This window comes from Microbispora sp. H10949 (genome assembly GCF_014161435.1).
In the GTDB taxonomy this organism is placed as follows: Bacteria; Actinomycetota; Actinomycetes; order Streptosporangiales; family Streptosporangiaceae; genus Microbispora; species Microbispora triticiradicis.
In genome coordinates this window covers 83,789-104,897 of record NZ_JABBWZ010000005.1, presented here as the reverse complement: position 1 = coordinate 104,897, position 21,109 = coordinate 83,789, and the positions used below count along the sequence as shown (strand labels likewise).

Annotated in this window: 20 protein-coding genes; 9 read left to right on the top strand and 11 right to left on the bottom strand. The window is 71.9% G+C overall.

Features of this window, described 5'->3' with window-relative positions; genetic code table 11:
• Positions 1 to 2: 2 nt before the first annotated feature.
• The 3 genes from HHX40_RS13920 to HHX40_RS13910 all read right to left on the bottom strand — a co-directional run bounded on the left by HHX40_RS13920 (position 3) and on the right by HHX40_RS13910 (position 5,676).
• Complete coding sequence (locus HHX40_RS13920) at positions 3 to 815, bottom strand: GNAT family N-acetyltransferase (protein WP_182880925.1); 813 nt, start codon at positions 813 to 815, stop codon at positions 3 to 5.
• Between the two features lie 8 nt (positions 816 to 823).
• The gene (gene purB / locus HHX40_RS13915; protein ID WP_182880924.1) at positions 824 to 2,251 is read right to left on the bottom strand and encodes an adenylosuccinate lyase; all 1,428 of its coding nucleotides are present in this window, start codon (positions 2,249 to 2,251) and stop codon (positions 824 to 826) included.
• Between the two features lie 137 nt (positions 2,252 to 2,388).
• Positions 2,389 to 5,676, bottom strand: a complete 3,288-nt coding sequence (locus tag HHX40_RS13910; RefSeq protein ID WP_182880923.1) for an efflux RND transporter permease subunit — start codon at positions 5,674 to 5,676, stop codon at positions 2,389 to 2,391.
• Between the two features lie 112 nt (positions 5,677 to 5,788).
• Between HHX40_RS13910 and HHX40_RS37670 the strand changes: the two genes are divergently transcribed.
• The 3 genes from HHX40_RS37670 to HHX40_RS13895 all read left to right on the top strand — a co-directional run bounded on the left by HHX40_RS37670 (position 5,789) and on the right by HHX40_RS13895 (position 8,425).
• Positions 5,789 to 6,571 carry a MarR family transcriptional regulator gene (locus HHX40_RS37670; RefSeq protein ID WP_310738091.1) on the top strand — a complete coding sequence of 261 codons (783 nt, stop codon included), beginning with the start codon at positions 5,789 to 5,791 and terminating at the stop codon, positions 6,569 to 6,571.
• Between the two features lie 144 nt (positions 6,572 to 6,715).
• Positions 6,716 to 7,489, top strand: a complete 774-nt coding sequence (locus HHX40_RS13900) for an SDR family NAD(P)-dependent oxidoreductase (RefSeq protein WP_182880922.1) — start codon at positions 6,716 to 6,718, stop codon at positions 7,487 to 7,489.
• A gap of 513 nt (positions 7,490 to 8,002) precedes the next feature.
• Positions 8,003 to 8,425, top strand: coding sequence for a hypothetical protein (locus HHX40_RS13895; RefSeq protein ID WP_182880921.1), 423 nt, complete (start codon positions 8,003 to 8,005; stop codon positions 8,423 to 8,425).
• A gap of 41 nt (positions 8,426 to 8,466) precedes the next feature.
• Here the strand turns inward: HHX40_RS13895 and HHX40_RS13890 are convergent, their stop codons facing one another.
• Positions 8,467 to 8,946 (bottom strand): pyridoxamine 5'-phosphate oxidase family protein, encoded by a 480-nt coding sequence (locus tag HHX40_RS13890; protein ID WP_182880920.1) that lies wholly within the window; start codon positions 8,944 to 8,946, stop codon positions 8,467 to 8,469.
• A gap of 190 nt (positions 8,947 to 9,136) precedes the next feature.
• On the opposite strand from HHX40_RS13890, the gene HHX40_RS13885 reads away from it, so the two are divergent.
• Positions 9,137 to 11,197: a cellulose binding domain-containing protein gene (locus tag HHX40_RS13885; protein ID WP_182880919.1), complete on the top strand. Its 2,061-nt coding sequence runs from the start codon at positions 9,137 to 9,139 to the stop codon at positions 11,195 to 11,197.
• A gap of 151 nt (positions 11,198 to 11,348) precedes the next feature.
• Here HHX40_RS13885 and HHX40_RS13880 read toward each other — a convergent pair whose 3' ends face one another.
• Complete coding sequence (locus HHX40_RS13880) at positions 11,349 to 11,546, bottom strand: FAD-dependent oxidoreductase (RefSeq protein ID WP_182880918.1); 198 nt, start codon at positions 11,544 to 11,546, stop codon at positions 11,349 to 11,351.
• A 136-nt stretch (positions 11,547 to 11,682) separates the two neighbouring features.
• On the opposite strand from HHX40_RS13880, the gene HHX40_RS13875 reads away from it, so the two are divergent.
• Both HHX40_RS13875 and HHX40_RS13870 read left to right on the top strand, forming a co-directional pair.
• Positions 11,683 to 12,156 (top strand): DUF1348 family protein, encoded by a 474-nt coding sequence (locus HHX40_RS13875; RefSeq protein WP_111697587.1) that lies wholly within the window; start codon positions 11,683 to 11,685, stop codon positions 12,154 to 12,156.
• A 123-nt stretch (positions 12,157 to 12,279) separates the two neighbouring features.
• On the top strand, positions 12,280 to 12,864 hold the full coding sequence (locus HHX40_RS13870) for a TetR/AcrR family transcriptional regulator (protein WP_208804412.1): 585 nt from the start codon (positions 12,280 to 12,282) through the stop codon (positions 12,862 to 12,864).
• Between the two features lie 316 nt (positions 12,865 to 13,180).
• Here the strand turns inward: HHX40_RS13870 and HHX40_RS13865 are convergent, their stop codons facing one another.
• Both HHX40_RS13865 and HHX40_RS13860 read right to left on the bottom strand, forming a co-directional pair.
• Positions 13,181 to 13,579: a VOC family protein gene (locus HHX40_RS13865; RefSeq protein WP_111697586.1), complete on the bottom strand. Its 399-nt coding sequence runs from the start codon at positions 13,577 to 13,579 to the stop codon at positions 13,181 to 13,183.
• 91 nt (positions 13,580 to 13,670) lie between these two features.
• Complete coding sequence (locus HHX40_RS13860) at positions 13,671 to 13,901, bottom strand: dihydrofolate reductase family protein (protein WP_220499104.1); 231 nt, start codon at positions 13,899 to 13,901, stop codon at positions 13,671 to 13,673.
• A 53-nt stretch (positions 13,902 to 13,954) separates the two neighbouring features.
• Between HHX40_RS13860 and HHX40_RS13855 the strand changes: the two genes are divergently transcribed.
• Positions 13,955 to 14,614, top strand: a complete 660-nt coding sequence (locus tag HHX40_RS13855) for a DUF5937 family protein (RefSeq protein WP_182880916.1) — start codon at positions 13,955 to 13,957, stop codon at positions 14,612 to 14,614.
• A gap of 22 nt (positions 14,615 to 14,636) precedes the next feature.
• Here the strand turns inward: HHX40_RS13855 and HHX40_RS13850 are convergent, their stop codons facing one another.
• The 4 genes from HHX40_RS13850 to HHX40_RS13835 form a co-directional block, all read right to left on the bottom strand.
• Positions 14,637 to 15,239 carry a class I SAM-dependent methyltransferase gene (locus tag HHX40_RS13850; protein ID WP_182880915.1) on the bottom strand — a complete coding sequence of 201 codons (603 nt, stop codon included), beginning with the start codon at positions 15,237 to 15,239 and terminating at the stop codon, positions 14,637 to 14,639.
• Between the two features lie 4 nt (positions 15,240 to 15,243).
• A complete protein-coding gene (locus HHX40_RS13845; protein ID WP_182876774.1) occupies positions 15,244 to 16,236 on the bottom strand; it encodes a helix-turn-helix transcriptional regulator in 993 nt (330 codons plus the stop codon).
• Between the two features lie 66 nt (positions 16,237 to 16,302).
• Entirely contained in the window at positions 16,303 to 16,983 is a 681-nt protein-coding gene (locus HHX40_RS13840) for a response regulator (RefSeq protein ID WP_182880914.1), read from the bottom strand.
• Between the two features lie 4 nt (positions 16,984 to 16,987).
• On the bottom strand, positions 16,988 to 18,121 hold the full coding sequence (locus HHX40_RS13835; RefSeq protein WP_182880913.1) for a sensor histidine kinase: 1,134 nt from the start codon (positions 18,119 to 18,121) through the stop codon (positions 16,988 to 16,990).
• Between the two features lie 230 nt (positions 18,122 to 18,351).
• Here HHX40_RS13835 and HHX40_RS13830 point away from each other — a divergent pair, with 230 nt between their 5' ends.
• Both HHX40_RS13830 and HHX40_RS13825 read left to right on the top strand, forming a co-directional pair.
• Positions 18,352 to 19,890, top strand: coding sequence for a nitrilase-related carbon-nitrogen hydrolase (locus tag HHX40_RS13830; RefSeq protein WP_182880912.1), 1,539 nt, complete (start codon positions 18,352 to 18,354; stop codon positions 19,888 to 19,890).
• Positions 19,891 to 20,022: 132 nt separating this feature from the next.
• Entirely contained in the window at positions 20,023 to 21,099 is a 1,077-nt protein-coding gene (locus tag HHX40_RS13825; RefSeq protein WP_182880911.1) for a PQQ-dependent sugar dehydrogenase, read from the top strand.
• Positions 21,100 to 21,109: the final 10 nt, after the last annotated feature.

Genomic DNA, 21,109 nt, shown 5'->3' with positions numbered 1-21,109 from the left:
GGTCAGCCGCGTACGGCGGCGACGCCGAGACCGCGGCGGGTGAAACCCAGCCGTTCGTAGACGGCGATCGCCGGGGCGTTCCAGTCGTCCACCATCAGCGCCACCCGCCCGTGCGCGTCGAGCAGCGCGGACGCCGTGAACCGGCACACCCGCTCCCCCAGCCCGTGCCCCCGCGCGGGCACCGCGGTCGCGACACCGGCGAGCAGTCCCACCGACGGCGCTGACCACGCGTCGGCCGCGACCGCCAGCAGCGCCCGCGCGCCGTCGCGGATTCCGGCCCACCGGCGTACGCCCGGCAGTCCCGGCACGGCGTACGAGCGGGGGTGGGCGGCGGCGAGCAGCGCGGCCACCTCCCGCTCTTCGGCGGGCTCCAGCCACGCGGCCTCCGCCGCCACCGGCCGCGCGCCCGCCGAGGAGCCGTCCGGCGCCCCTTCCGGCGCGCGGTCCGCGAGGCCGGGTGCGCCCGCGCGCGGCGGGGCGAGCTTCTCGGTCACCATCCAGGTGAAGTGACCCACCGCCTCCAGTTCCGGCGTGGCGCGGACCACCTCCTCCATGAGGGCGGCCTCGCCGAGCGGCCGGAACGACGGGCCTACCTCGGTCAGGGCGTGCCGCAGGAGCGGGACGATCTGGGCCGGCTCGCCCGTGACCGCGAGCCGGTCGCGCCGCGCCGCCGCGGGGCTCGCCACCGCCACCGCCTCGCCGTACGCCCAGGCGCGGACGCCGGGCCGCATGCCCTGCGCCGCCCACACGACGAGGTCGTCGTCGCGTGAGGCGGCGGCGACCTCGGCCTCACTGGTCAGCGGGCTCAGCCGCATCGGCGTCCCTACAGGATCGCGCCGGGGGTGTACGCGGCCGCGCCGGGATGGCGCGCGGTGATCTCTTCGGCCCGCGCGACGACCGCCGCGACCTGACCGGCGGCGGCCCCGGCGAAGGAGGACCGGTCGTCGAGCAACGCGCCGAGTTCGGCGCGGCCGAGCGGGAAGCGCTCGTCGGCGGCGAGGCGGTCGAGCAGTTCGTTGCCGGCGCCGCGCGAGCGCATGGCCAGGGCCGAGGCGACGGCGTGCTCCTTGATGACCTCGTGGGCGGTCTCGCGGCCCACCCCGGCCCGCACGGCGGCCATGAGCATCTTGGTCGTGGCGAGGAACGGCAGGTAGCGGCCCAGCTCGGCCTCGATGACGGCGGGGAACGCGCCGAACTCGTCGAGCACGGTCAGCATGGTCTCGGCCAGGCCGTCGAAGGCGAAGAACGCGTCGGGCAGCGCGACCCGGCGCACCACCGAGCAGGACACGTCGCCCTCGTTCCACTGGTCTCCGGCGAGCTCCCCGGCCATCGAGGCGTACCCGCGCAGGACCACGGCGAGGCCGTTGACGCGCTCGCAGGAGCGGGTGTTCATCTTGTGCGGCATCGCCGAGGAGCCGACCTGGCCCTCCTTGAAGCCCTCGGTGACCAGTTCGTGCCCGGCCATCAGCCGGATGGTCTTGGCCAGCGAGGAGGGGGCGGCGGCCAGCTGCACCAGGGTGGTCAGCACGTCGTAGTCGAGCGAGCGGGGATAGACCTGGCCGACGCTGGTGAAGCGGCGGGCGAAGCCGAGGTGCGCGGCGACGCGGTCCTCCAGCGCGGCCAGCCGGTCCTCGCCGCCGAGCAGGTCGAGCATGTCCTGCGCGGTGCCGACGGGGCCCTTGACGCCGCGCAGGGGGTAGCGCTCCAGCAGGTTCTCCAGCCGTTCGTAGGCGACGATCAGTTCGTCGGCGGCGGTGGCGAAGCGCTTGCCGAGTGTGGTGGCCTGGGCGGCGACGTTGTGCGAACGGCCGGCCATGACCGTGCCGGTGTGCTCGGCGGCCAGGCGGGCCAGGCGGGCCAGCAGCGCCACGACCCGGTCGCGTACCAGCAGCAGGCTGTCGCGGATCTGCAGCTGCTCGACGTTCTCGGTCAGGTCGCGGGAGGTCATGCCCTTGTGGACGTGCTCGTGCCCGGCGAGGGCGTTGAACTCCTCGATGCGGGCCTTCACGTCATGCCGGGTGATCTTCTCCCGGTCGGCGATGGAGGCGAGGTCGACCTGCTCGGCGATCTTCTCGTAGTCGGCGATCGCCTGTTCGGGTACGTCGATCCCGAGGTCGGCCTGGGCCTTGAGCACGGCCAGCCAGAGCCGGCGCTCCAGCACCACCTTGTGCTCGGGTGACCACAGGCGGGCCAGTTCCGGCGAGGCGTAACGGGAGGCGAGGACATTCGGGATACGCGGCTTGGCACTCACGTTGGCCCAGTCTATTGAGGTCCGCCGGACGCCGGACGCGGGAGGACCCCGGGACGGTCGTCGCGGGGACCGTCCCGGGGTCCTCCCTTCCTCCATGGTGCCTGCACAGGGCCGTCACCGGGACCCTGACGGAGCTCTCATCGGGCGGGTTCGAGGGCCTCCTCGTCGTACACCGTGACCTCGCCGTCGTCGCCGCCGGGCCGCGCGGGAGTGCGGCGCATGCGCTCCTTCAGCCGTTCGACGATGACGTAGAGGGCGGGCACCAGGACCAGCGTGAGCAGGGTGGAGGAGAGCAGGCCGCCGATCACGACGATGGCCAGCGGCTGGGAGATGAACCCGCCCGACCCGGTCACGCCCAGCGCCATCGGGGTGAGCGCGCAGATCGTCGCGATCGCGGTCATCAGGATGGGACGCAGGCGGCGCCGCCCGCCCTCGATGACCGCCTCGGTCACGCCGAGCCCCTGCTCGCGATACTGGTTGATCAGGTCGATCAGCACGATGGCGTTGGTGACGACGATGCCGATCAGCATCAGCATGCCGATCAGGGCGGGCACGCCGAGCGCGGTGTCGGTGACCAGCAGCAGCCCGATGGCGCCGGTCGCCGCGAACGGGATCGACACCAGCAGGATCAGCGGCTGCACCAGGCTGCGGAACGTCGCCACCATGATCATGAAGACGATCGCGATGGCGATCAGCATCGCCATGCCCAGGTCGGCGAACGCCTTCTGCTGGTCGGAGCTCGCGCCACCGATCTTGTACGTCACCCCGGCCGGAAGCGTCATCGTCTTGAGCTTCTCGGTGACCTTGGTGGTGATCGCGCCCAGGTTGGATGCGTCGGCCGCGCCCGACACGGTCGCGGTGCGGTCGCCGTCCTGGCGGGTGATCTGGGTCGGCCCGTCGGCCCGGACGACGTCGGCCACGTCGGACAGCTTCACCAGGCCGGTCGCGGTCGGAACGGTCAGCTTCTTGATCGCGGCGAGGTCGTCGGGGGCGTCGCCGGCCCCGCGCAGGATCACGTCGCTGGAGCGGCCGTCCACGTCGATCGAGCCGACCGGCGCGCCGCGGAACGCCTGCGCGACCAGTTGCCCGACGGTGGCCTCGGTGAGGCCGCGGGCGGCGGCCTTCTCGCGGTCCACGTGCACCTCGACCCGGGGGATGCTGTCTTCGAGGTTGGAGGTGACGTCCCGCAGGCCGCCCACGCCGGCCATGGCGTCGCGGACCGACGCGGCGGCCGTCTTCAGCGCGTCCTGGTCCGCCCCCTGCACGATGACCTGCACCTGGTCGGAGTTGAACCCGCCGCCGCCGTTGCCGCCGACGGTGATGTCGCCGATGCCGGTCATGCCCTTCAGCCGCTCCCGCAGCCGCTCCTCCAGGACGGGCGTGTCCACGCCCTCCTCCAGGGTGACGGAGTAGGAGGCGCGGTCGGCGGAGCCGCCCAGCCCCCCGAGGAAGCGGTTGCCGCCCCCGACGGTCACCTGGTAGGACTTCACGTCCTTGTCGGCGGCCAGCACCTCCTCGACCTTCTTGGCCGCCGCGTCGGTGGTCGCGAGGTCGGTCCCGGCCGGCATCCGCTGGCTGATCTGCGTGGTGTCGTTGCCGGAGGAGTCGAGGAAGTTGGTCTTCAGCTTGGGCGCCAGCGCCATCGTCGCGGCGAACACCACGACGCCGATGAGCACCGTCACCAGGCGCCGCCGGGTCGCGAAGCGCAGCACCGGCAGGTAGATCCGCTGCAGCGGGCTGCGCAGTTCCCGGCGCTCGGCGTCCTCGCGTACGGCCTGCGCCTCCTGCGGGGTGAGCTCCGGCGCCTTGAGGAACCAGAACGCCAGCACCGGGATGACGGTCAGCGCGACCAGCAGCGACGCCAGCAGCGCCACGGTGACCGTGATGGCGAAGGAGCTGAACAGCTCCCCGACCAGCCCGCCGACGAAGCCGATCGGCAGGAACACCGCGACCGTGGTCAGCGTGGAGGCGGTGACCGCGCCGGACACCTCGCGCACGGCCGTCAGGACCGCCCGCCGTTTCTCCTCGCCGTAGGCGAGATGACGCTTGATGTTCTCCAGGACCACGATCGAGTCGTCGACCACCCGGCCGACCGCGATCGTCAGCGCGCCCAGCGTCAGCAGGTTCAGCGAGTAGTCACCCGCCCACAGCGCGATCAGCGCGATCACCACCGACAACGGGATGGACACCGCCGTGACCAGCGTCGAACGCACCGACAGCAGGAACACCAGAATGATGAGTACGGCGAACGCCAGGCCCAGCAGGCCCTCGGTGGCGAGGTCCTCGATGGACCTCTCGACGTACGGCGCCTGGTCGAACACGACATTCAGCTCGGCGCTGTCGCCGAGGGCGCGGGTCAGCCCGGGAAGGGTGTCGTTGACGTCGTGGGAGATCTGCACCGCGTTCCCGTCGGGAACCATGGTGATCGAGACGCCGAGGCTCGGGGTGCCGTTGGTGCGGGTGAGCGTGGTCGCGGTGGCGTTCTCGACCTTGATCTCGGCCACGTCGCCCAGCTTGACCGGCTTGGGTGGCTTGGGCGCCTGGACCGGCGCCGCCGCGCCCGCCGCACCGGCTCCCCCGGCCGCGGCGCCCCGGCCGGCCGACGCCTGACCGGGGAATCCCTGGCCCGCACCCGTCCCCGCGCCGGCGCCGCGCTGGCCCGCGCCCGCCTGCCCGGCCGTGCTCGCGGGCGTGAGGTACAGGTTCTCCAGGTCCTTCACCGTACGGACGGGATCGCCGATCTGCACGGTCAGCGACTTGCCGTCCTCGGTCAGCGTGCCGGCCGGGATGGACACTCCGTTGGTCCGCAGGAGGTCGGGGATCGCGGCGGCCGACAGCCCCAGCAGGGCCAGTTTGCCCTGATCGGGAGTGATGACGACCTGCTGCTCGCGGGCGCCGCTGACGGTGACGTCCCGGACGCCCTCGATCGACTGCAGCTCCGGCACCATGATGCGCTCGATCTTGTCGGCCATGGCGTGCTCGTCGCCGCCGTCGCCCACGGCGATCGCCATGACCGGGATGTCGTCGGTGCTGCCCGCCACCACCTGGGGGTCGACGTCGGCCGGAAGCTGCGCCTTGATCCGGCTCACGGCCTGCTGCATCTTGCCGGTCATCTCGTCGATGTCGGTGCCGTACTCGTAGGCGACCTGCACCTGCGACACCCCCTCGCGGGAGGTGGAGGTGATGTCGGTGACGCCGGCGATGCCCTGGAAGGCGCTCTCGATCGGCTTGGTGACCTGCTCCTCCACGATGTCGGGAGCGGCGCCGGGATAGCTCGCCACCGCGAAGGCCGCCGGGAACTCCAGGGACGGGAAGAGCTGTTGCTTCAGCGAGGGGATCGCGAAGAGGCCGAATCCCGCGAGTACCAGCGCGACCAAGATCACGAGTGCGCGGTTGGCGAGGCTCAGCCTGGCCAAGGAGGTCATCCGAACTCCTGACAACGGAGGAAGTGTTTGGGGCAACCCTAACACTTCGCATGACCCTAAGATTTAGCCGGTGTATTAAACGCTGGTAACCTCTCGTGACGAGAGGTGGAACGTGAACGACAGCGCAGCCGAGCGACGCCCCCGCACCGGAACGGGACCCGAGGAGGGCCCGTACGCGAGCCGGGAGGTGAGCAGGGACGCGGCCCCGGAGACGCCCCGGACGAGCGGCCCCCGCCCCCGGGCCGGCCGCGCGGATGCCCCCGCCGCCGGCGCGGTGGAGGCCACCCCGGAGCCGGACACCTCGGAAGAGGAGGCCGAGCGCGGATCGATCATCACCAGGCTCGCGGATCTCCAGCGTAGCCTGGGCCGCTTCTTCGCGCGCGACCGCTCGATGCCGCTGATGGCGTCCACCTTGACCATGCAGCAGTTCAAGGTCGTCATGTTCCTGACGTTCGCCGGGCCCACCTCCGGCCAGGAGCTCGCCCGCCACCTCGGCGTCGGCCTGGCGACCGTCACCGGCATCGTCGACCGGGTCGTCGCGCAGGGCCTGGTCACCCGGCACGAGGACCCCCACGACCGCCGCGTACGCCTGGTCGAGCTCACCGAGGCGGGGCGGCGGCTCACCAGCGAGATCATCGAAGCCGGGACGGGCGGCTACGTCCGCCTCCTGCGGCGGCTCGACACCGAGACCCTGCGCACCATGGAGACGGTCATGCGCAAGATCGAGGACGCGATGCGCGAGCTGCACGCCGAGGAGACCGTCACCGACGCCGTGAACGGCGTCATCGACGACATCTCCTCCGACGTGTCCTCGGGTGTCGCCGCCCACGCCGCCGAGGCCACGGAGGCCACGGAGGAGTCGGCGGCCACCGGGCGGCTCCCCGACCCCGGCTGACGCCCGCGCGGCGCGCAGGCCTCGCGCCCCCTCCGTGCGGCGCGTACGTGACCGGGGCGCGGCGTGCGGGGCGACCAGGACGGGGTGCGGAGCAGGCAAGGGCGGACGCCGGACCGGGACGGGCCGCTGCTAGCGTCGCCCGATGTGCCGATCTACATCGAAGAGCTCTTCTCGCTGACCGGCCGGGTGGCCCTGGTCACCGGAGGCAGCTCCGGCATCGGATACGCGATGGCGGAGGCCCTCGGGCGGGCGGGGGCGGCCGTGGTCCTGGTCGCCCGCCGCGAGAGGGAACTCGCCGAGGCCGCCGCCCGGCTCGACGGCCACGGGGTGCGCGCGGCGACGATCAGCGCCGACCTCGGCGACCGCGCCGCCATCGCCCGCGTGTGCGAGCAGGCGGACGGATTCTTCGGTGACGTCGACATCCTCGTCAACGACGCCGCCAACAACATCCGCAGGCCCATGGCCGACCTCACCGCCGGCGACTACGACCAGACCATCGCCGTCAACCTCACCGCGCCGTTCCTGCTCGGGCAGCACTTCGGCCCCCGGATGGCCGCCCGAGGCTGGGGACGGATCATCAACATCGGCTCCCAGCAGTCGATCAGCGCCTTCGGCGACAGCGGCGTCTACGGCGCGGCCAAGGCCGCCGTGTGCGGGCTGACCCGCTCCCAGGCCGAGGCGTGGTCCGGCCGCGGAGTCACCGCCAACACGATCGTGCCGGGATTCGTGCTGACTCCGCTGACCGCGCCCGCCCAGGCCGTCCCCGGGCGGGTGGAGGCGATGGCCGCCCGGAGCATGACCGGCCGCAACGGCGTTCCCGGCGACTTCCACGGCGTGGCCGTCTTCCTCGCCTCCGACGCCGCGTCGTACGTAACCGGCCAGGCCATCTGCGTCGACGGCGGTTTCAGCGTCCACTAAGAGGCGCCGGTCAGCACGTCCGGCGCCAGCGTCGCCTGGCGCCGTAACCGGTAGCCGGCGGCTGCACGTGGATGCGATCCGGCCCATCGGGGCGGTCCCTTTGGCAGGGCCTTCCGCACGGCGGTCCAGCGGGCGCCGGTGATGCCGAGTGCATGACGACAGCGCACCGCTCCTTGGCCCCTGGGCGCAACTACCGGGGATCCCCGCCGGGTAGGAGGGTCACGTCCCGGCGGAACCCGAACGAGCGACAGCGAGCGCCGGGGCAGGAACAGGAAGGCACACACCGAGATGTCCCGCTACCGCACGCGGAGCCCGCGCGGCGCCGTGGTCCTCACGACAGTCCCCGCAAGAGACACCGCGACCACCCCCGCGAGAGGCACAGCGACGGTCCCCGCGAGAGGCACAGCGACGGTCCCCGCGATCCGGCGGCCGTCCGCGGCCCTGGCGATAGCCCCACCCGCGGCCGCGCTCCTCACCGCGCTGACGCCCGCTTTGGTGTCTGTGCTGGTGTCCGTGCTTGTCATACCGGCGGGAAGCGCCGCCGCCCAGCCCACAACCGCGCGGGTCTCCGCCGCGCAGTCGGCCGGGATGCAGTCGGCCGGGATGCAGTCGGCCGGGGTGCAGTCGGCCAGGCTGCGGGTCGCCTCGCACCGTCCCCGTACGGCGGCCCCGGCGTTCCACGCGCCCCACCCCGGCGGTGGCGGCGGCGGGGGGCAGGTCATCAGCGGCGGGCGCGCGGCCGGTGCGCAGGGCCGGTCGGGCGCGGGCAGGTCCAACCAGAACCTCAACGGCCTGCAGGCCCCCACCTTCGTCATGGGCCGGACCCAGCATGTGGTCACCGACGTCGGCGGTTATGCCGGGCAGGCCCTCGTCTGCGGGTCCCGGCCCGCCGTCTGCCTGGTCGGGCAGAACATGCCCACCCACTTCAGGTCCTGACGCCCCTTCCGGGCACCACCCTCCCCTGCTGAGGGGAGGGGTCAGCGGCGGCGGACCACCCGGTGACCGGCGCCCTCGTGCCACATCTCGATCAGCAGATGCTCCCCCGACTCGTCGACGCGTGTGTAGACCACCTCGGTCACGTCGACCCGGAACAGGTGGAAATCCTGCCCGGGCGGCCCGCCGAACGCCTCACGCACGGCCGGGTCGGTGACCTCGACGGCCCGGCCGGCCAGCTTGGCCTCGCCGTCCCAGGAGGCCGGATCCGCCTCGTCCGGGTCGACCGAGGGGCCGTGGATCGCCACCCGCGGATCGCGGCGCAGGTCGAGCGCCTTCATCGCCCCCGGCATCGACCCCAGCCACACCTCCCCGTTCTTGAACTCCACCTCGGTCCCGCTGATGCGCGGCGAGCCGTCCCGCCGCAGCGTCGCCATGGTCTTGTGCCTGCCCTTTCCCATGCTCGCCAGCACTCGCGCCGCCAGCGTGGGATTCTCCTTCTCGATCTCCTGCCAGGAAGCCATGGGGCCATCCTGCCGAACTCCACCGACATTCCGCCGATCCACCCGCGCCGGCGGTGAGACCAGGCGAATGAAAGTTGCACGCCCCGCCTAACTCCCCCGCAGCTCATGACTGCGCACTAGGCGCTCTCCTTGACCGTTCCACACGGCCTGATCACCATCGCACCGCAAGATCCTCCAGAAAAGGGACGTCATGAGCACCCTGCGCACCTCCAGGCCGGCCCTCGCGCTCCTCATGGGCGCAGCGGTGGCCGCCCAGACCCTCGCGGGAATCCCCTCCGCCGGCGCCGAGACGACGCCGGTCACCGTCACCGTCAACACCCGCGCGGCCCTGGCGGTCGCGTCCGACACCGCGGTGGGCACCAACCACGCGATTTGGGACTCCAACCTCGGAACGAACGAGACCGCGGACCTCCTCAAGGCCGCCGGTGTGAAGATGCTGCGCTACCCCGGCGGGTCGTACGCCGACATCTACCACTGGAAGACCCACACCGCCCCCGGCGGCTATGTCGCGCCCAACACCGATTTCGACACCTTCATCCGTGGGGCGCAGCGCACCGGCGCGCAGCCGATCGTCATCGCCAACTACGGCACCGGCACCGCCGAGGAGGCCGCCGACTGGGTCAAGTACGCCAACGTCACCAAGGGGTACGGCGTCAAGTACTGGGAGATCGGCAACGAGAACTACGGCAACGGCCACTACGGCGCCGACTGGGAGGCCGACGACCACACCGACAAGACCCCGGCGGAGTACGCCAGGAACGTCGTGAAGTACTCGGACGCCATGAAGGCCGTCGATCCCACCGTCAAGATCGGCGCGGTGCTCACCTCCCCCGCCAACTGGCCCGACGGCATCGTCGCCGACGGTGACCAGGCCACCTGGAACGACACCGTCCTGTCGATCGCCGCCTCGAAGATCGACTTCGTCATCCTGCACTGGTATCCCCCGCACACCGACGTCGCCGACGTCCTCACCAAGACCGCGCACATCCCCGACATGATCTACATGGTCAAGCAGCAGATCGCCAAGCACGCGGGCGCCCGCGCCGGTGACATCGGCATCGCCATGACCGAGATCAACAGCGGGATCGCGTACAACACGCAGCCCGCCGCGCTGTTCGCCGCCGACGCCTACGCGGCTCTCATGGAACAGGGACTGTTCACGATCGACTGGTGGAACGTCCACAACGGCATCGGCACCGTCAGCACCGTCGCCGGCCACACTGACTACGGCGACTTCGGCATGCTGTCCAGCGCCGGCTGCACGGGCGACGTCTGCGAACCCCCCTTCAACACGCCCTTCGCCCCCTACCACGCGATCTCCATGGTCAGCGCGTTCGCGCATCCCGGCGACCAGTTCGTCCGCGCGGCCACCGACGAGCCGCTGGTCGCCGCGCACGCCGTCCGCCGCCCCAACGGCGACCTCGCCGTGCTGCTGGTGAACCGCGACCCCGACAGCGAGCGCCAGGTGAAGATCGGGTACGCCGGGTTCGCCCCCGCCGACGAGGCGCCCACGGTGTCCAGCCTCACCAACGGCGCGACGTCCGTCACCACCGGCCACGACGGCACCGCCACCACCCAGACCCTCCCGCCGTACTCGGTGAGCACGCTGGTGCTGCACCCCGCGGCGGCGGCCACGGGCGCTCCCGCGGCTCCCGGGCAGCCCACCGTCAGCGGTGTCACCGACAGGACCGCCACCATCTCCTGGCCCGCCGCCGCACCGGGCGCCGCTCCCGTCGCCAAGTACGAGATCCACCGCCAGAACGGCGCCGTCACCGAACAGCTCGGCGAGACCTCCGTCACCTCCTACGTGGTCCACAACCTCGTTCCCGGCACCCGATACACGGTCAACGTGATCGCCCGCGACACCGCCGGGCGCGTCTCCTGGGCCTCCGCGCCGCTCACCTTCACCACCGGCTCTCCCGCCGAGAGCTCCTGCTCCGTACGCCTGACGGACACCACCGACTGGGGCAGCGGGTTCGTCGGCAACGTCGAGATCACCAACACCGGCACCGCCGCCCTCGACGGCTGGACCCTCGGCTTCACCTGGCCCACCACGTGGCAGAGCGTCAGCAGCGGATGGAGCGCCAGCTGGACGCAGAGCGGGAGGACGGTGACGGTCACCAGCACCCCGGACAACCGCAGGCTCGCCTCCGGCGCCGCCACCTCCATCGGCTTCGTCGGCGCCTACAGCGGCCCCAACGTCCTGCCCACCGCCTTCACCCTGAACGGCACCGTCTGCACCACCCGGTGACCCGGGCCTCCTGAAGACGACCGCGGCGCGGCGTACCGGGGTCACCGCCCGGTACGCCGCGCCGTCGCTTGAACGGAGTCTCAGCGGCTGTAGTCCAGGAACAGCGTGCCGTTCTTGCAGGACCGGTTCGGTCAGCGACCGGCAGAGCTGGTCAGAGCTGGTCGAGGAGCAGCCGGGCGGCCCACTCGCCGGACCGGATAGCGCCTTCCATGTAGCCGAAATGGTCCATCTGGGTGTGCTCACCGGCATTCCCGACCTGACCGGCCGACCCAAGGGCATGCGCGTCATCGTCGCCGAAGAACGGCCTCATCCCGGCGTGCAGTTGCGCTTCACCGACATCGACGGGCATCGCTTCACCTGCTTCGTCGCCGACGGGGAGGGCTGCCAGGTCGTGGTCGTGTCGGTCTTGTGCGAGAGCAATCGTTCTCGTACGGTCGTGCTTGATGGTGAGAACGTTCGTTCTCGCACAGGCCCAAGGCAGCGACATGACTGACGAAGCACGCCCTCCGTTCCCGCCGTTCACCCGGGAGACCGCCATCCAGAAAGTCCGCCTGGCGGAAGACGGCTGGAACACCCGCGACCCGCAGAAGGTCGCCCTCGCATACACCGTGGACTCGCGCTGGAGGAACCGCGCGGAGTTCGCCACTGGCCGTGACGAGATCATCTCCTTCCTCACCCGCAAGTGGAACCGGGAGCTGGAGTACCGGCTCATCAAGGAGCTGTGGGCGTTCGACGGCAACCGCATCGCCGTGCGCTTCGCCTACGAATGCCACGACGACTCACGCAACTGGTTCCGCTCCTACGGCAACGAGAACTGGGAGTTCGACGACAACGGCCTGATGCGACTGCGCTACGCCTGCATCAACGACCTCCCCATCAAGGAGTCGGAGCGCAAGTTCCACTGGCCCCTCGGGCGCCGCCCCGACGACCACCCCGGCCTGAGCGACCTCGGCCTCTGACGCCCGCCCCCGCGCCGTGGATCCGGGCAGGCCGCGTTACGGCGACGGTCAGGCCCACGCCGGGGAATGTACCTTGCGACCTGGAGCGCGGTCCCGTAAGAGAACGTTCGTTTTCGAGAATGGGTGATCGAAGTGGAGCTCGAAACGACTGAGCAGCGGATCCTCGACGCTGCCGAGGAACTGTTCTACGGCCGAGGCATACAGTCGGTGGGAATGGATGCGATCCGCACCGCCTCCGGCGTGCCCCTCAAGCGCCTGTACCAGATCTTCCCTTCCAAGGACACCCTCGTCGAGGCGTACCTGAAGCGGCGGGACGCGAGGTGGCTCCATGATCTGGCTCGGTACGTGGATGCCCACGACTCACCTACGCAGCGGATTCTGGCGGTCTTCGACTGGCTGTACCGCTGGTTCAGCGAGCCGGACTACCGCGGCTGCGGCTTCATCAACTCCTTCGGGGAACTGGGAGCGACGTCCCAGGCCGTGGCCGACATCGCGAAGGCCCACAAGGATGCCTTCCGGCGCTATCTCGCCGATCTCGTGGCCGCCGCCGACGCGCCCACGCGGCTGACCGACCAGCTCGTTCCCCTCGCCGAGGGCGCGATGACCACAGCGGCCATCTCCGGGTCTCCAGAGCCCGCCCGTCACGCCAAGGACGCCGCCCGCACCCTGCTGCGGGCCGCTCACGCAGACGTGGTCACCGCTGCCTGAGCACGCCGTCGCCTTCACTCACAGCCCGGGTGTTCGTAGGGGCACTCCGGCCCTTTGCAGCTCGGTTCGGGGCGTTGGGACACAGAGCGAGGACAGCTTGAACGGGGCCGGTGATGCTGTGCGGCAGCCGCCAGGCTCCGAGCCGCGGCGCCACGGCCTGCTCGCGTGACGCCCTGATTCGGGCGCGGAAGTGGCGGGGGCCCCGTAGTGGTGGCCCTGCTCGCTCGAAGCGAATCGGCGTGCCGGCCCGGGCCACTCTCAAAGTCGTCGCGCAGCAGGGCAGATGGCTTCAAGACAGGCCCTAGTCGCGCTTTGGTCAGATCATCAGGCCCTGGTCGGTCCAGATGACGCCCTTGTTGCGGCACAGGCAGAAGGGGTGGCCGATCGGGTCGGTGTAAACCCGCCAGCCGTAGCCGTTGGGGCCGAAGAAGTCCTGCTGCAGCGTCGCGCCGAGGTCGAGGACGCGGCGCTGCTCGGACTCGATCTCGTCCACTTCGAAGTCGAGGTGGAACTGCTTGGGGTGCTCACTGTCGGGCCACTGAGGAGCGCGGTAGTCGTCCACCCGGATGAAGGCCAGCTCGATCTCGCCGAACTTGATGCCGGCCCAGTCCTCGTGGCTGCCTTCCTTGATCGGGCGACCCGTCACCTCGGAGTAGAAGGCCGCCAGCTTCATCGTGTCCGGGCAGTCGATGATGAAATCGGTGAGTCGCAGCATTCCGCGATCGTGTCACAAGATCAAGGGCGCCTAGACGGGTGGGTTGAAGGCGCGACCGCCCGGTACGCCGCGCCGCCGCTTGAACGGAGTCTCAGCGGCTGTAGTCCAGGAACAGCGTGCCGTTCTTGCCCCGTTCGACCTCGGCCAGGTGCCACGACCGGACGTCACCGCCGTCGAACACCCGCCTGCCGTGGCCGACCACCGCCGGCGCGACGACCAGCCGCAGCTCGTCCACGAGCTCGGCCCTCAGCAGCGAGCGGGCCAGCGCGATGCTGCCGTGGATGCCGATGTCGCCGCCGGACCCCTGCTTCAGGGCGCTCACGTAGTCGTGTGCGGGGGTGGTGACCAGGGTGGAGTTCGCCCATTCTCGGCCGCATGGCCGACGAAGCCCCGGGCTCGCTGACCGGCGGCGCCCTGGAGCTGTACCGGGATCCGGCCCGGGGCCTCGACCGGCTGGTGCGCGCCGTCGAGGCGTTCTGGCGGCTCGCCTTGGCTCCGCACTGGGCGCGCATGCGCAACCTGCTCGAAGGCGACCTGCTCTACCGCACCCGGCAGTTCGCCGAACGCGGCCCCGCCGGCGTGTTCACGGACATGCATCCGGCTATCCGCTGGGAGGACCGCACCCTCCACCTGGAGGATCGACCGGAGGAGCTGTCCCGGACCCTGAACGGCGAGGGCCTGCTGCTGGCCCCGTCCGTCTTCGTCTGGCCCCACCTGCTCTATCGCACCAACTCCCCCGGCCAGGCGGCCATCACCTATCCGGTGCGCGCCATCGCCACCCTGTGGGAGCGCGGCACCGCGCCCGTCCCCGGCGCGCTCGCCGCCGTCATCGGCCGCTCCCGCGCGTTGCTGCTCGGCGAGCTCGACGCCCCCGCCTCCACCACCGACCTGGCCCGCCGCACCGGCCTGGCGCCGGCGAGCGTCTCCGAGCAGCTCACTCTGCTGCTGTCGGCCGGTCTGGTGACCAAGCACCGGGTCGGCCGGGCCGTGCTCTACGTCCGTACGCCTCGCGGCCACGCGCTGCTCGACGGCTGACGGTCGGGCGGCCGGGCCCGGCTCAGGCCTGGGGTTTGCGCCAGACGATGCTGTAGCGGAACAGCGGGTGACGGCGATACCGGGAGCCGGGCAGCAGCTCGGCGGCCAGCCGCCGCATCTGCGCAAACGTCACCGGCGGCGGCCACACCATGGGGGACGGATGCTGCCAGTGGCCCTTCGTGGCGCGGAAGAAGGCGCCGAGGACGGTTCCGGCCAGGTCGTGCGGCAGGTCGGCGGGCATGGTGCTGCGGGCCAGGCCGACGACGGCCAGGACGCCCCCGGGACGCAGCAGGTCGCGCATGCGGGCCAGCCCGGTCGCGGCGTCCATGTGGTGCAGGGTGGCCACGGAGACGACGGCGTCGAACGAGGCCGGCTCGAAGGGGTGGGTGAGGAAGTCGCCGAGGATGTAGTCGACGTCGCCGGGGTGCTCACGGGCCTGCTCGATGCTGGGCGCGTCGAGGTCGATGCCGACGACCTCCGGCACCGTCCGCCGGAGTTCGCGGGCGAGCATGCCCTCGCCGCAGCCCACGTCGAGGGCGCGCCGGGCCCCGCCGGAAACCGCGCGCAGGATGCGGGGGTGATAGTGGATGTTGCCGTTCCACCGTCTGCCGGTGATCTCTGACATGCGCTTATCCTGCCGTGCCGGGCTCCTGCCGCGTGCCGTACAGGCGGGACAGGTCCGCGACGGCCTCGGCCATCAACGCGCGCAACTCGGCCGGTTCCAGCACCTCGACCAGGGTGCCCAGGCGCAGCAGCAGCCATCGCGCGTGCGTGAGCGACTCGATCGGCACCGTCAGCCGCGTCCACCCGCCGGGCTCGGCATGCCCGTTCGCCAGTGCCTTGTCCACGACGTCGCCGCCGAGGGTGTACCGGAACAGGTCCTCCCCACCGGGTGCGAGCCGTACGACCGCCTCGGCGGTGTACATGCGGGCGGCGAACTCCTCGGCGAAGTCGCGCCAGAACTCCGCGAGGTCGAAGTCCGGCGGCCGTTCGAAGCGCTCGCCGAGGACCTCGGCCTCGATGATCCGGCTCACCCGGTAGGTCCGCACCGTGCCCGAACAGGCCGCGGCCAAATACCACGAGCCGCCCTTCAGCACCAGGCCGTACGGATGCAGCAGGCGTTCGACCTCGGCCGGTCCCCAGCGGCGGTACCGCGTGCGGAGTACCCGTTCCTCCCAGACCGCCTCCGCGACCTCCGTGAGGAACGGCGCCTCGTCGGCGCTGCGGTACCACCCCGGCACGTCGAGGTGGAACCGCTCCCGCATCCGCGCCGCGTGCGACCGCGGTCCGGGCGGAAGCGCGGCCAGCAGCTTCAGCTCCGCCGCCGCCGCGAACTCGCCCAGTCCCAGCTCGGCGGCCGGCCCCGGCAGACCCGCCAGGAACAGCGAGGACGCCTCTTCCGCGGTCAGCCCGTTGAGACGGGTGCGGTAGCCGTCGAGCAGCCGGTAGCCGCCCAGCGGCCCGCGGTCGGCGTACACCGGCACTCCGGCGGCGGAAAGCGCCTCGACGTCCCGGTAGACGGTGCGGACCGATACTTCGAGCTCTTCGGCGAGTTCGGCGGCGGTCACCCTGTTGCGGGTTTGCAGTAACAGGAGCAGGGACAGCAACCGGCTCGCACGCATGTCGACCAGTCTGCCACCTTTACAATGTAGATCAATACGACCTCGTCAGGAAGCGGCACCGCTCCGTCAGCGCCGGTCGCTGCGGGGCATCTCCTGCTCGCCGGCGACGACCAGTCCGGATTCGTACGCGAAGACGACGGCCTGGGCGCGGTCGCGCAGGTCCAGTTTCGTCAGCAGGTTGCTCACGTGGCTCTTGACCGTGTGCTCGGAGACGACCAGATCCGCGGCGATCTCGGCGTTGGACCGGCCCCGTGCGAGCAGCCGCAGTGTGTCCGTCTCCCGGTCGGTGAGCTCGGCGAGCCGCCGCTGTAGCCGGGGCCGGGCACGTCCACGCCCGACGAACTCGGCGACCAGGCGCCGGGTGATCGCGGGGGCCAGCAGCGACTCCCCCTCGGCGACCAGGCGGACGGCGCGGACGAGCTCGTCCCGGCGCACGTCCTTGAGCAGGAAACCGCTGGCCCCGGCGCGCAGGGCGTCGTAGACGTACTCGTCGACGTCGTACATCGTCAGGACCAGCACCTTCGCGCCGGTCCTGCGGCACACCCGCGCGGTGGCCTCGACCCCGTCCATGCCGGGCATCCGGATGTCCATGAGCACCACGTCCGGCTCCAGTTCGACCGCCTTCGCCACGGCCTCGGCGCCGTCGGCCGCCTCGCCGACCACGGCGATGTCGTCGTGGGCGCCGAGGATCATCGCGAAGCCGCCGCGGAACAGGTCCTGGTCGTCGGCGACGAGCACGCGCAGCACGCCGTCAGCCGATCGGCAGGGTCGCGGCGACGGTGAGCCCCGGGTTTCCCGGCCGGACGGCGAGCCGGCCGCCGCAGGCCGTGACCCGCTCCCGCATCCCGATCATGCCGTGTCCTTCCCGTAGCTCCCGCACACCCCGGCCGTCGTCGGCGACCTCGACCTCCAGGGTGTCACCCGACCAGCGGACCCGTACGCGGACGGTGCTCGCGCCGGCGTGCCGGATCGTGTTGGTCAGCGCCTCCTGGACGATCCGGTACGCGGCGACGTCCACGTCGGAGGGAAGGCGCCGTGGCTCGCCCCGCACGTCGGCGGAGACGTCCAGGCCCGCCCGGCGGGCGTTGTCCAGCAGGCCGGGCAGGGCGTCGAGCCCGGGTTGCGGCCCCCGGGCCGGAGCCGGGCCACCGGGCCCCTCGCTTCCGCGCAGCGCGCCGAGGATCAGCCGGAGCTGGCCGATCGCGTCCCGCCCCGCCGCCGCGATCGCCTCGAAGACCGCCTCGGCCTTCTCCGGGTGGTCGCGCGCCACCAGCGGGCCGGTCTCCGCCTGGATCACCATGAGCCCGACCGAGTGGGTGACGATGTCGTGCATGTCGCGGGCGATCCGGGTACGTTCGCGTGCGACCGCGGCGGCGCGTTCCTCGCGGACGCGCGCTTCCCGCTCCCGTTCGGCCTCCCGGCCCGCCCGCCGGGCCCGTGCGCTCACACCAAGCGCGTACGCGGCGACGATCGCGGTGAGGAGGTAACGGTAGGTCTCCAGGTTCTCCTGCGGGACGACGAGCGACACGGCCACGCCGGCGGCGAGACCCGCGACGCCCCCGGCGCGCCGCGCCCGGGAGAGGTCCGCCGCCGCGAACGTGTAGGTGCACACCAGCACGCCGTAGGGCAGCAGCAGCACCAGAGCCCCGGAGTGCGGCAGCGGCTTCACCGCGATCGCCAGGACGGTCGTGGCGCAGCCCACGACGGCCCCGGCGGGGAGAACGGCGCGGCGCCGCCACAGCACCGGCACCGACATCAGGACGGCGAGCGCCACGGCCCACCACGGCTGCCGGTACGGGACCAGGACGGGCGTCACCGTCATCACGGTGACGACGACGGCGATCGCGACGTCGGCCCTCGATGGGCTCAGGATGCTCGCCCGCATGACCGGCTCCGGGGTTGTCGGAGAGAACCCGGCAAGACTATGCGCGCGGCCCCCGCCGTCGCCTCCGCCGCTCGGCTGACGACCGTCTCACTCCTTCGAGTGAGACCCGCAGCCACGACTCTCCGAGCGGCCCCGGTCCCTGCGACCGGCACCCGGACCGCTCCCTCCGGTGATGCGCGTCCAGGCCGGGTCCTGGAAGGTCGGGGCGGCTGAGAAAAGGAGGCTGCACGATGAATTCACCGATTCGGCGTCTGACCGTGGCTCTCGCCGCCACGGCGCTGTCGGCGACGCTGTTGCATCTCGGCACCGGGCTCACGCCGGTGCCCTGGCTCACCTGGCTCGCACCGCTGCCGGTGCTCGTCCTCGCCCACCACGTCGGCGCTCGCACCGCGTTCCTCGCGGCGTCGGCCGCATGGCTCGGCGGCGAGACGGCGATGTGGGGCTATTTCCTCGACACGGTGCGGATCCCGCCGCCGATGGTCGTGTCGCTGATCGTCGGGTCGGCGCTGCTGTTCGGGCTGGTCGTCCTGGCGTACCGGGCGCTGGTGCTGAGGGGACGTCCGCTGACGGCCGCCGCCGTCGTGCCGGCGGCCTGGGTCGCCGTCGAGTACGCGTTCTCGGTGCTGTCGCCGAACGGGGCGTGGTGGAGCATGGCCTACACCCAGGCCGACGTCCTTCCAGTCCTGCAGACCGTCTCGGTCACCGGACCGTGGGGGGTCACGTTCCTGGTCCTCGGGGTTCCCGCGGCCGTCGCCGCGTTCTCCGCACCGCGTACGGGCGGGCGGCTGCGGGTGGCGGTCACCGCCGCGGTCGTCCTGATCCTGGCCGTGGGGTACGGCGCTTGGCGGCTGCGCCTGCCGTACGGGGAAGGCTCGGGCGGGAACGGATCGGGCGGGGACGGCTCGGGTTCGGAGAAGGTGGCGCTTCTCGCCGCCGACCGGAACGGCTCGGTCCCGGTCGCCTCGGCGGAGGGACGTGCCCTCCTCGGGCGGTACACGGCGCGGATCCCGGACCTCGCCGCACGCGGCGCGCGGGTCGTGGTCATGCCGGAGAAGGTCTTCGTCGCCGACGACGCGACGCTGCCCGTCCTGGCCGCGCCGCTGGCGCGGCTCGCCGCCGACCACCACGTCGACATCATCGCCGGGCTGATCCTCAAGCGCTCCGATGGCCTCCGCAACGCGGCCGTCGACTTCCCCGCCGACGGGAGCCGGCCGGTCGAGTACTTCAAGCACCACCTCATCCCCGGGCTGGAAAGCGAGTTCCGGCCCGGGAACCGCAAGGCCTTCGTGCCCGGTTCGGGCCTCCGCTGGGGGATCGCGATCTGCTTCGACCTCGATCTGCCCGGTCTGGTGCGCGACTACCGCAGGAGCGGCGCCACGGCCGTCTTCGTCCCCGCCTGGGACTTCGATCGGGACCGCTGGCTGCACGGCAGGATGGCGGTCACCCGGGGCGTCGAGACCGGGCTCACGGTGGCGCGGGCCGCGCGGGACGGCGACCTGGTCGTGAGCGACGCCAACGGCCGGATCCGGGCCGAGGCGCACAGCGCTGACGCGCCGTTCGTGTCCGTCCTCACCGCGCTGCCCACCCGGTCGGCCGAAACGCCCTACACCCGGTTCGGCGACTGGTTCGCCTGGGCCTGCGCTCTCCTGCTGCTGCTCGCGCTCGCGTCCCTGACCCGCGTCCGGGCCGCGGCAGACACCCGGCATGCGCCGGCCGCTCCCCCACGGCGGGATCTCCAGGACCGGGATCGAGCAGCTCAGCCCGGTTGACCACCTGGCGGTCACCGCTCGGACGGCCGGCGTGACGCCTGTCCGTCCCCACCGGCGCGGCGGGCGGATTCCCCGGTCCGCGAGTTGTACGGTCACGAGCCGTAAGCCCATGTCCCGCACCGGGAGCCTCTCATGCCCAAGCGTCTCGTCGTGGCGCTCTCGGCCGCGCTCAGCGCGGTGACCGCGTCCGCCGCTCTCGTCGCGATCCGGCCGGTGCCCGCCGGCGCGGACACCGGCGGATACGACTTCGCCCACCCGCAGGTGGTCACGACGGGACTGCGGGCGCCCTGGGGGATCGCCTTCCTGCCCGACGGCAGCGCCCTCGTCTCCCAGCGCGACACGGCGGACATCATGCGGGTGCGCCGCGGATCCGCGCCCGTGAAGGTGGCCACGGTCCCGAACGTGTCGCCCGGGGGCGAGGGCGGCCTGCTCGGCATCGCGGTCTCCCCGGTCTACGCCCTGGACCAGTGGGTCTACGCGTACTACACGAGCGCCTCCGACAACCGGGTGGTCCGGTTCCGGCTGAGCTCGCCCCAGACGCAGCAGCCGATCCTCACGGGCATCCCCCGCGCCCAGACCCACAACGGCGGGCGGATCGCGTTCGGCCCGGACGGCAGGCTGTACGTGGGCACGGGCGACGCCGGGAACTCGGCCAACGCGCAGAACCTGAACAGCCTGGGCGGCAAGATCCTGCGCCTCAGGCCCGACGGCACGGTGCCCGTCGACAATCCGTACGCCGGCTCGCCGGTCTACAGCTACGGCCACCGCAACGTCCAAGGACTCGCCTGGGACGACAGCGGCCGGCTGTACGCCACCGAGTTCGGCCAGAACACCTTTGACGAGCTCAACCGCATCCTCCCCGGCCGCGACTACGGCTGGCCGATCTGTGAGGGCGTGTGCTCCGACCCGCGCTTCACCAATCCCCTCGTGACCTGGAGTCCCTCCGAGGCGTCGCCTAGCGGCCTCGCGTACGCCAAGGGCACGCTCTTCGCCGCGGCGCTGCGCGGGACGCGGCTGTGGACGGTGCCGATCAGCGACGGCACGGTGGGCACCCCGGTGGCCGAGTTCCAGGGGACGTACGGGCGGCTGCGCGCCGTGGCGGTCGGGCCGGACTGCTCGCTGTGGGTGGCGACGAGCAACCGCGACGGCCGCGGGAGCCCGGCCCCCGACGACGACCGGATCATCCGCGTCCGGCCCGCAGCCCGCTGACCCTCACCGC

What these genes read in the sequence shown, in the direction of transcription:
- HHX40_RS13920 (WP_182880925.1), bottom strand. Translation starts at nt 815, where the DNA reads ATGCGGCTGAGCCCGCTGACCAGTGAGGCCGAGGTCGCCGCCGCCTCA.
- HHX40_RS13910 (WP_182880923.1), bottom strand. Translation starts at nt 5,676, where the DNA reads ATGACCTCCTTGGCCAGGCTGAGCCTCGCCAACCGCGCACTCGTGATC.
- HHX40_RS13890 (WP_182880920.1), bottom strand. Translation starts at nt 8,946, where the DNA reads ATGGCTTCCTGGCAGGAGATCGAGAAGGAGAATCCCACGCTGGCGGCG.
- HHX40_RS13885 (WP_182880919.1), top strand. Translation starts at nt 9,137, where the DNA reads ATGAGCACCCTGCGCACCTCCAGGCCGGCCCTCGCGCTCCTCATGGGC.
- HHX40_RS13880 (WP_182880918.1), bottom strand. Translation starts at nt 11,546, where the DNA reads ATGCCCGTCGATGTCGGTGAAGCGCAACTGCACGCCGGGATGAGGCCG.
- HHX40_RS13875 (WP_111697587.1), top strand. Translation starts at nt 11,683, where the DNA reads ATGACTGACGAAGCACGCCCTCCGTTCCCGCCGTTCACCCGGGAGACC.
- HHX40_RS13865 (WP_111697586.1), bottom strand. Translation starts at nt 13,579, where the DNA reads ATGCTGCGACTCACCGATTTCATCATCGACTGCCCGGACACGATGAAG.
- HHX40_RS13855 (WP_182880916.1), top strand. Translation starts at nt 13,955, where the DNA reads ATGGCCGACGAAGCCCCGGGCTCGCTGACCGGCGGCGCCCTGGAGCTG.
- HHX40_RS13850 (WP_182880915.1), bottom strand. Translation starts at nt 15,239, where the DNA reads ATGTCAGAGATCACCGGCAGACGGTGGAACGGCAACATCCACTATCAC.
- HHX40_RS13845 (WP_182876774.1), bottom strand. Translation starts at nt 16,236, where the DNA reads ATGCGTGCGAGCCGGTTGCTGTCCCTGCTCCTGTTACTGCAAACCCGC.
- HHX40_RS13835 (WP_182880913.1), bottom strand. Translation starts at nt 18,121, where the DNA reads ATGCGGGCGAGCATCCTGAGCCCATCGAGGGCCGACGTCGCGATCGCC.
- HHX40_RS13830 (WP_182880912.1), top strand. Translation starts at nt 18,352, where the DNA reads ATGAATTCACCGATTCGGCGTCTGACCGTGGCTCTCGCCGCCACGGCG.
- HHX40_RS13825 (WP_182880911.1), top strand. Translation starts at nt 20,023, where the DNA reads ATGCCCAAGCGTCTCGTCGTGGCGCTCTCGGCCGCGCTCAGCGCGGTG.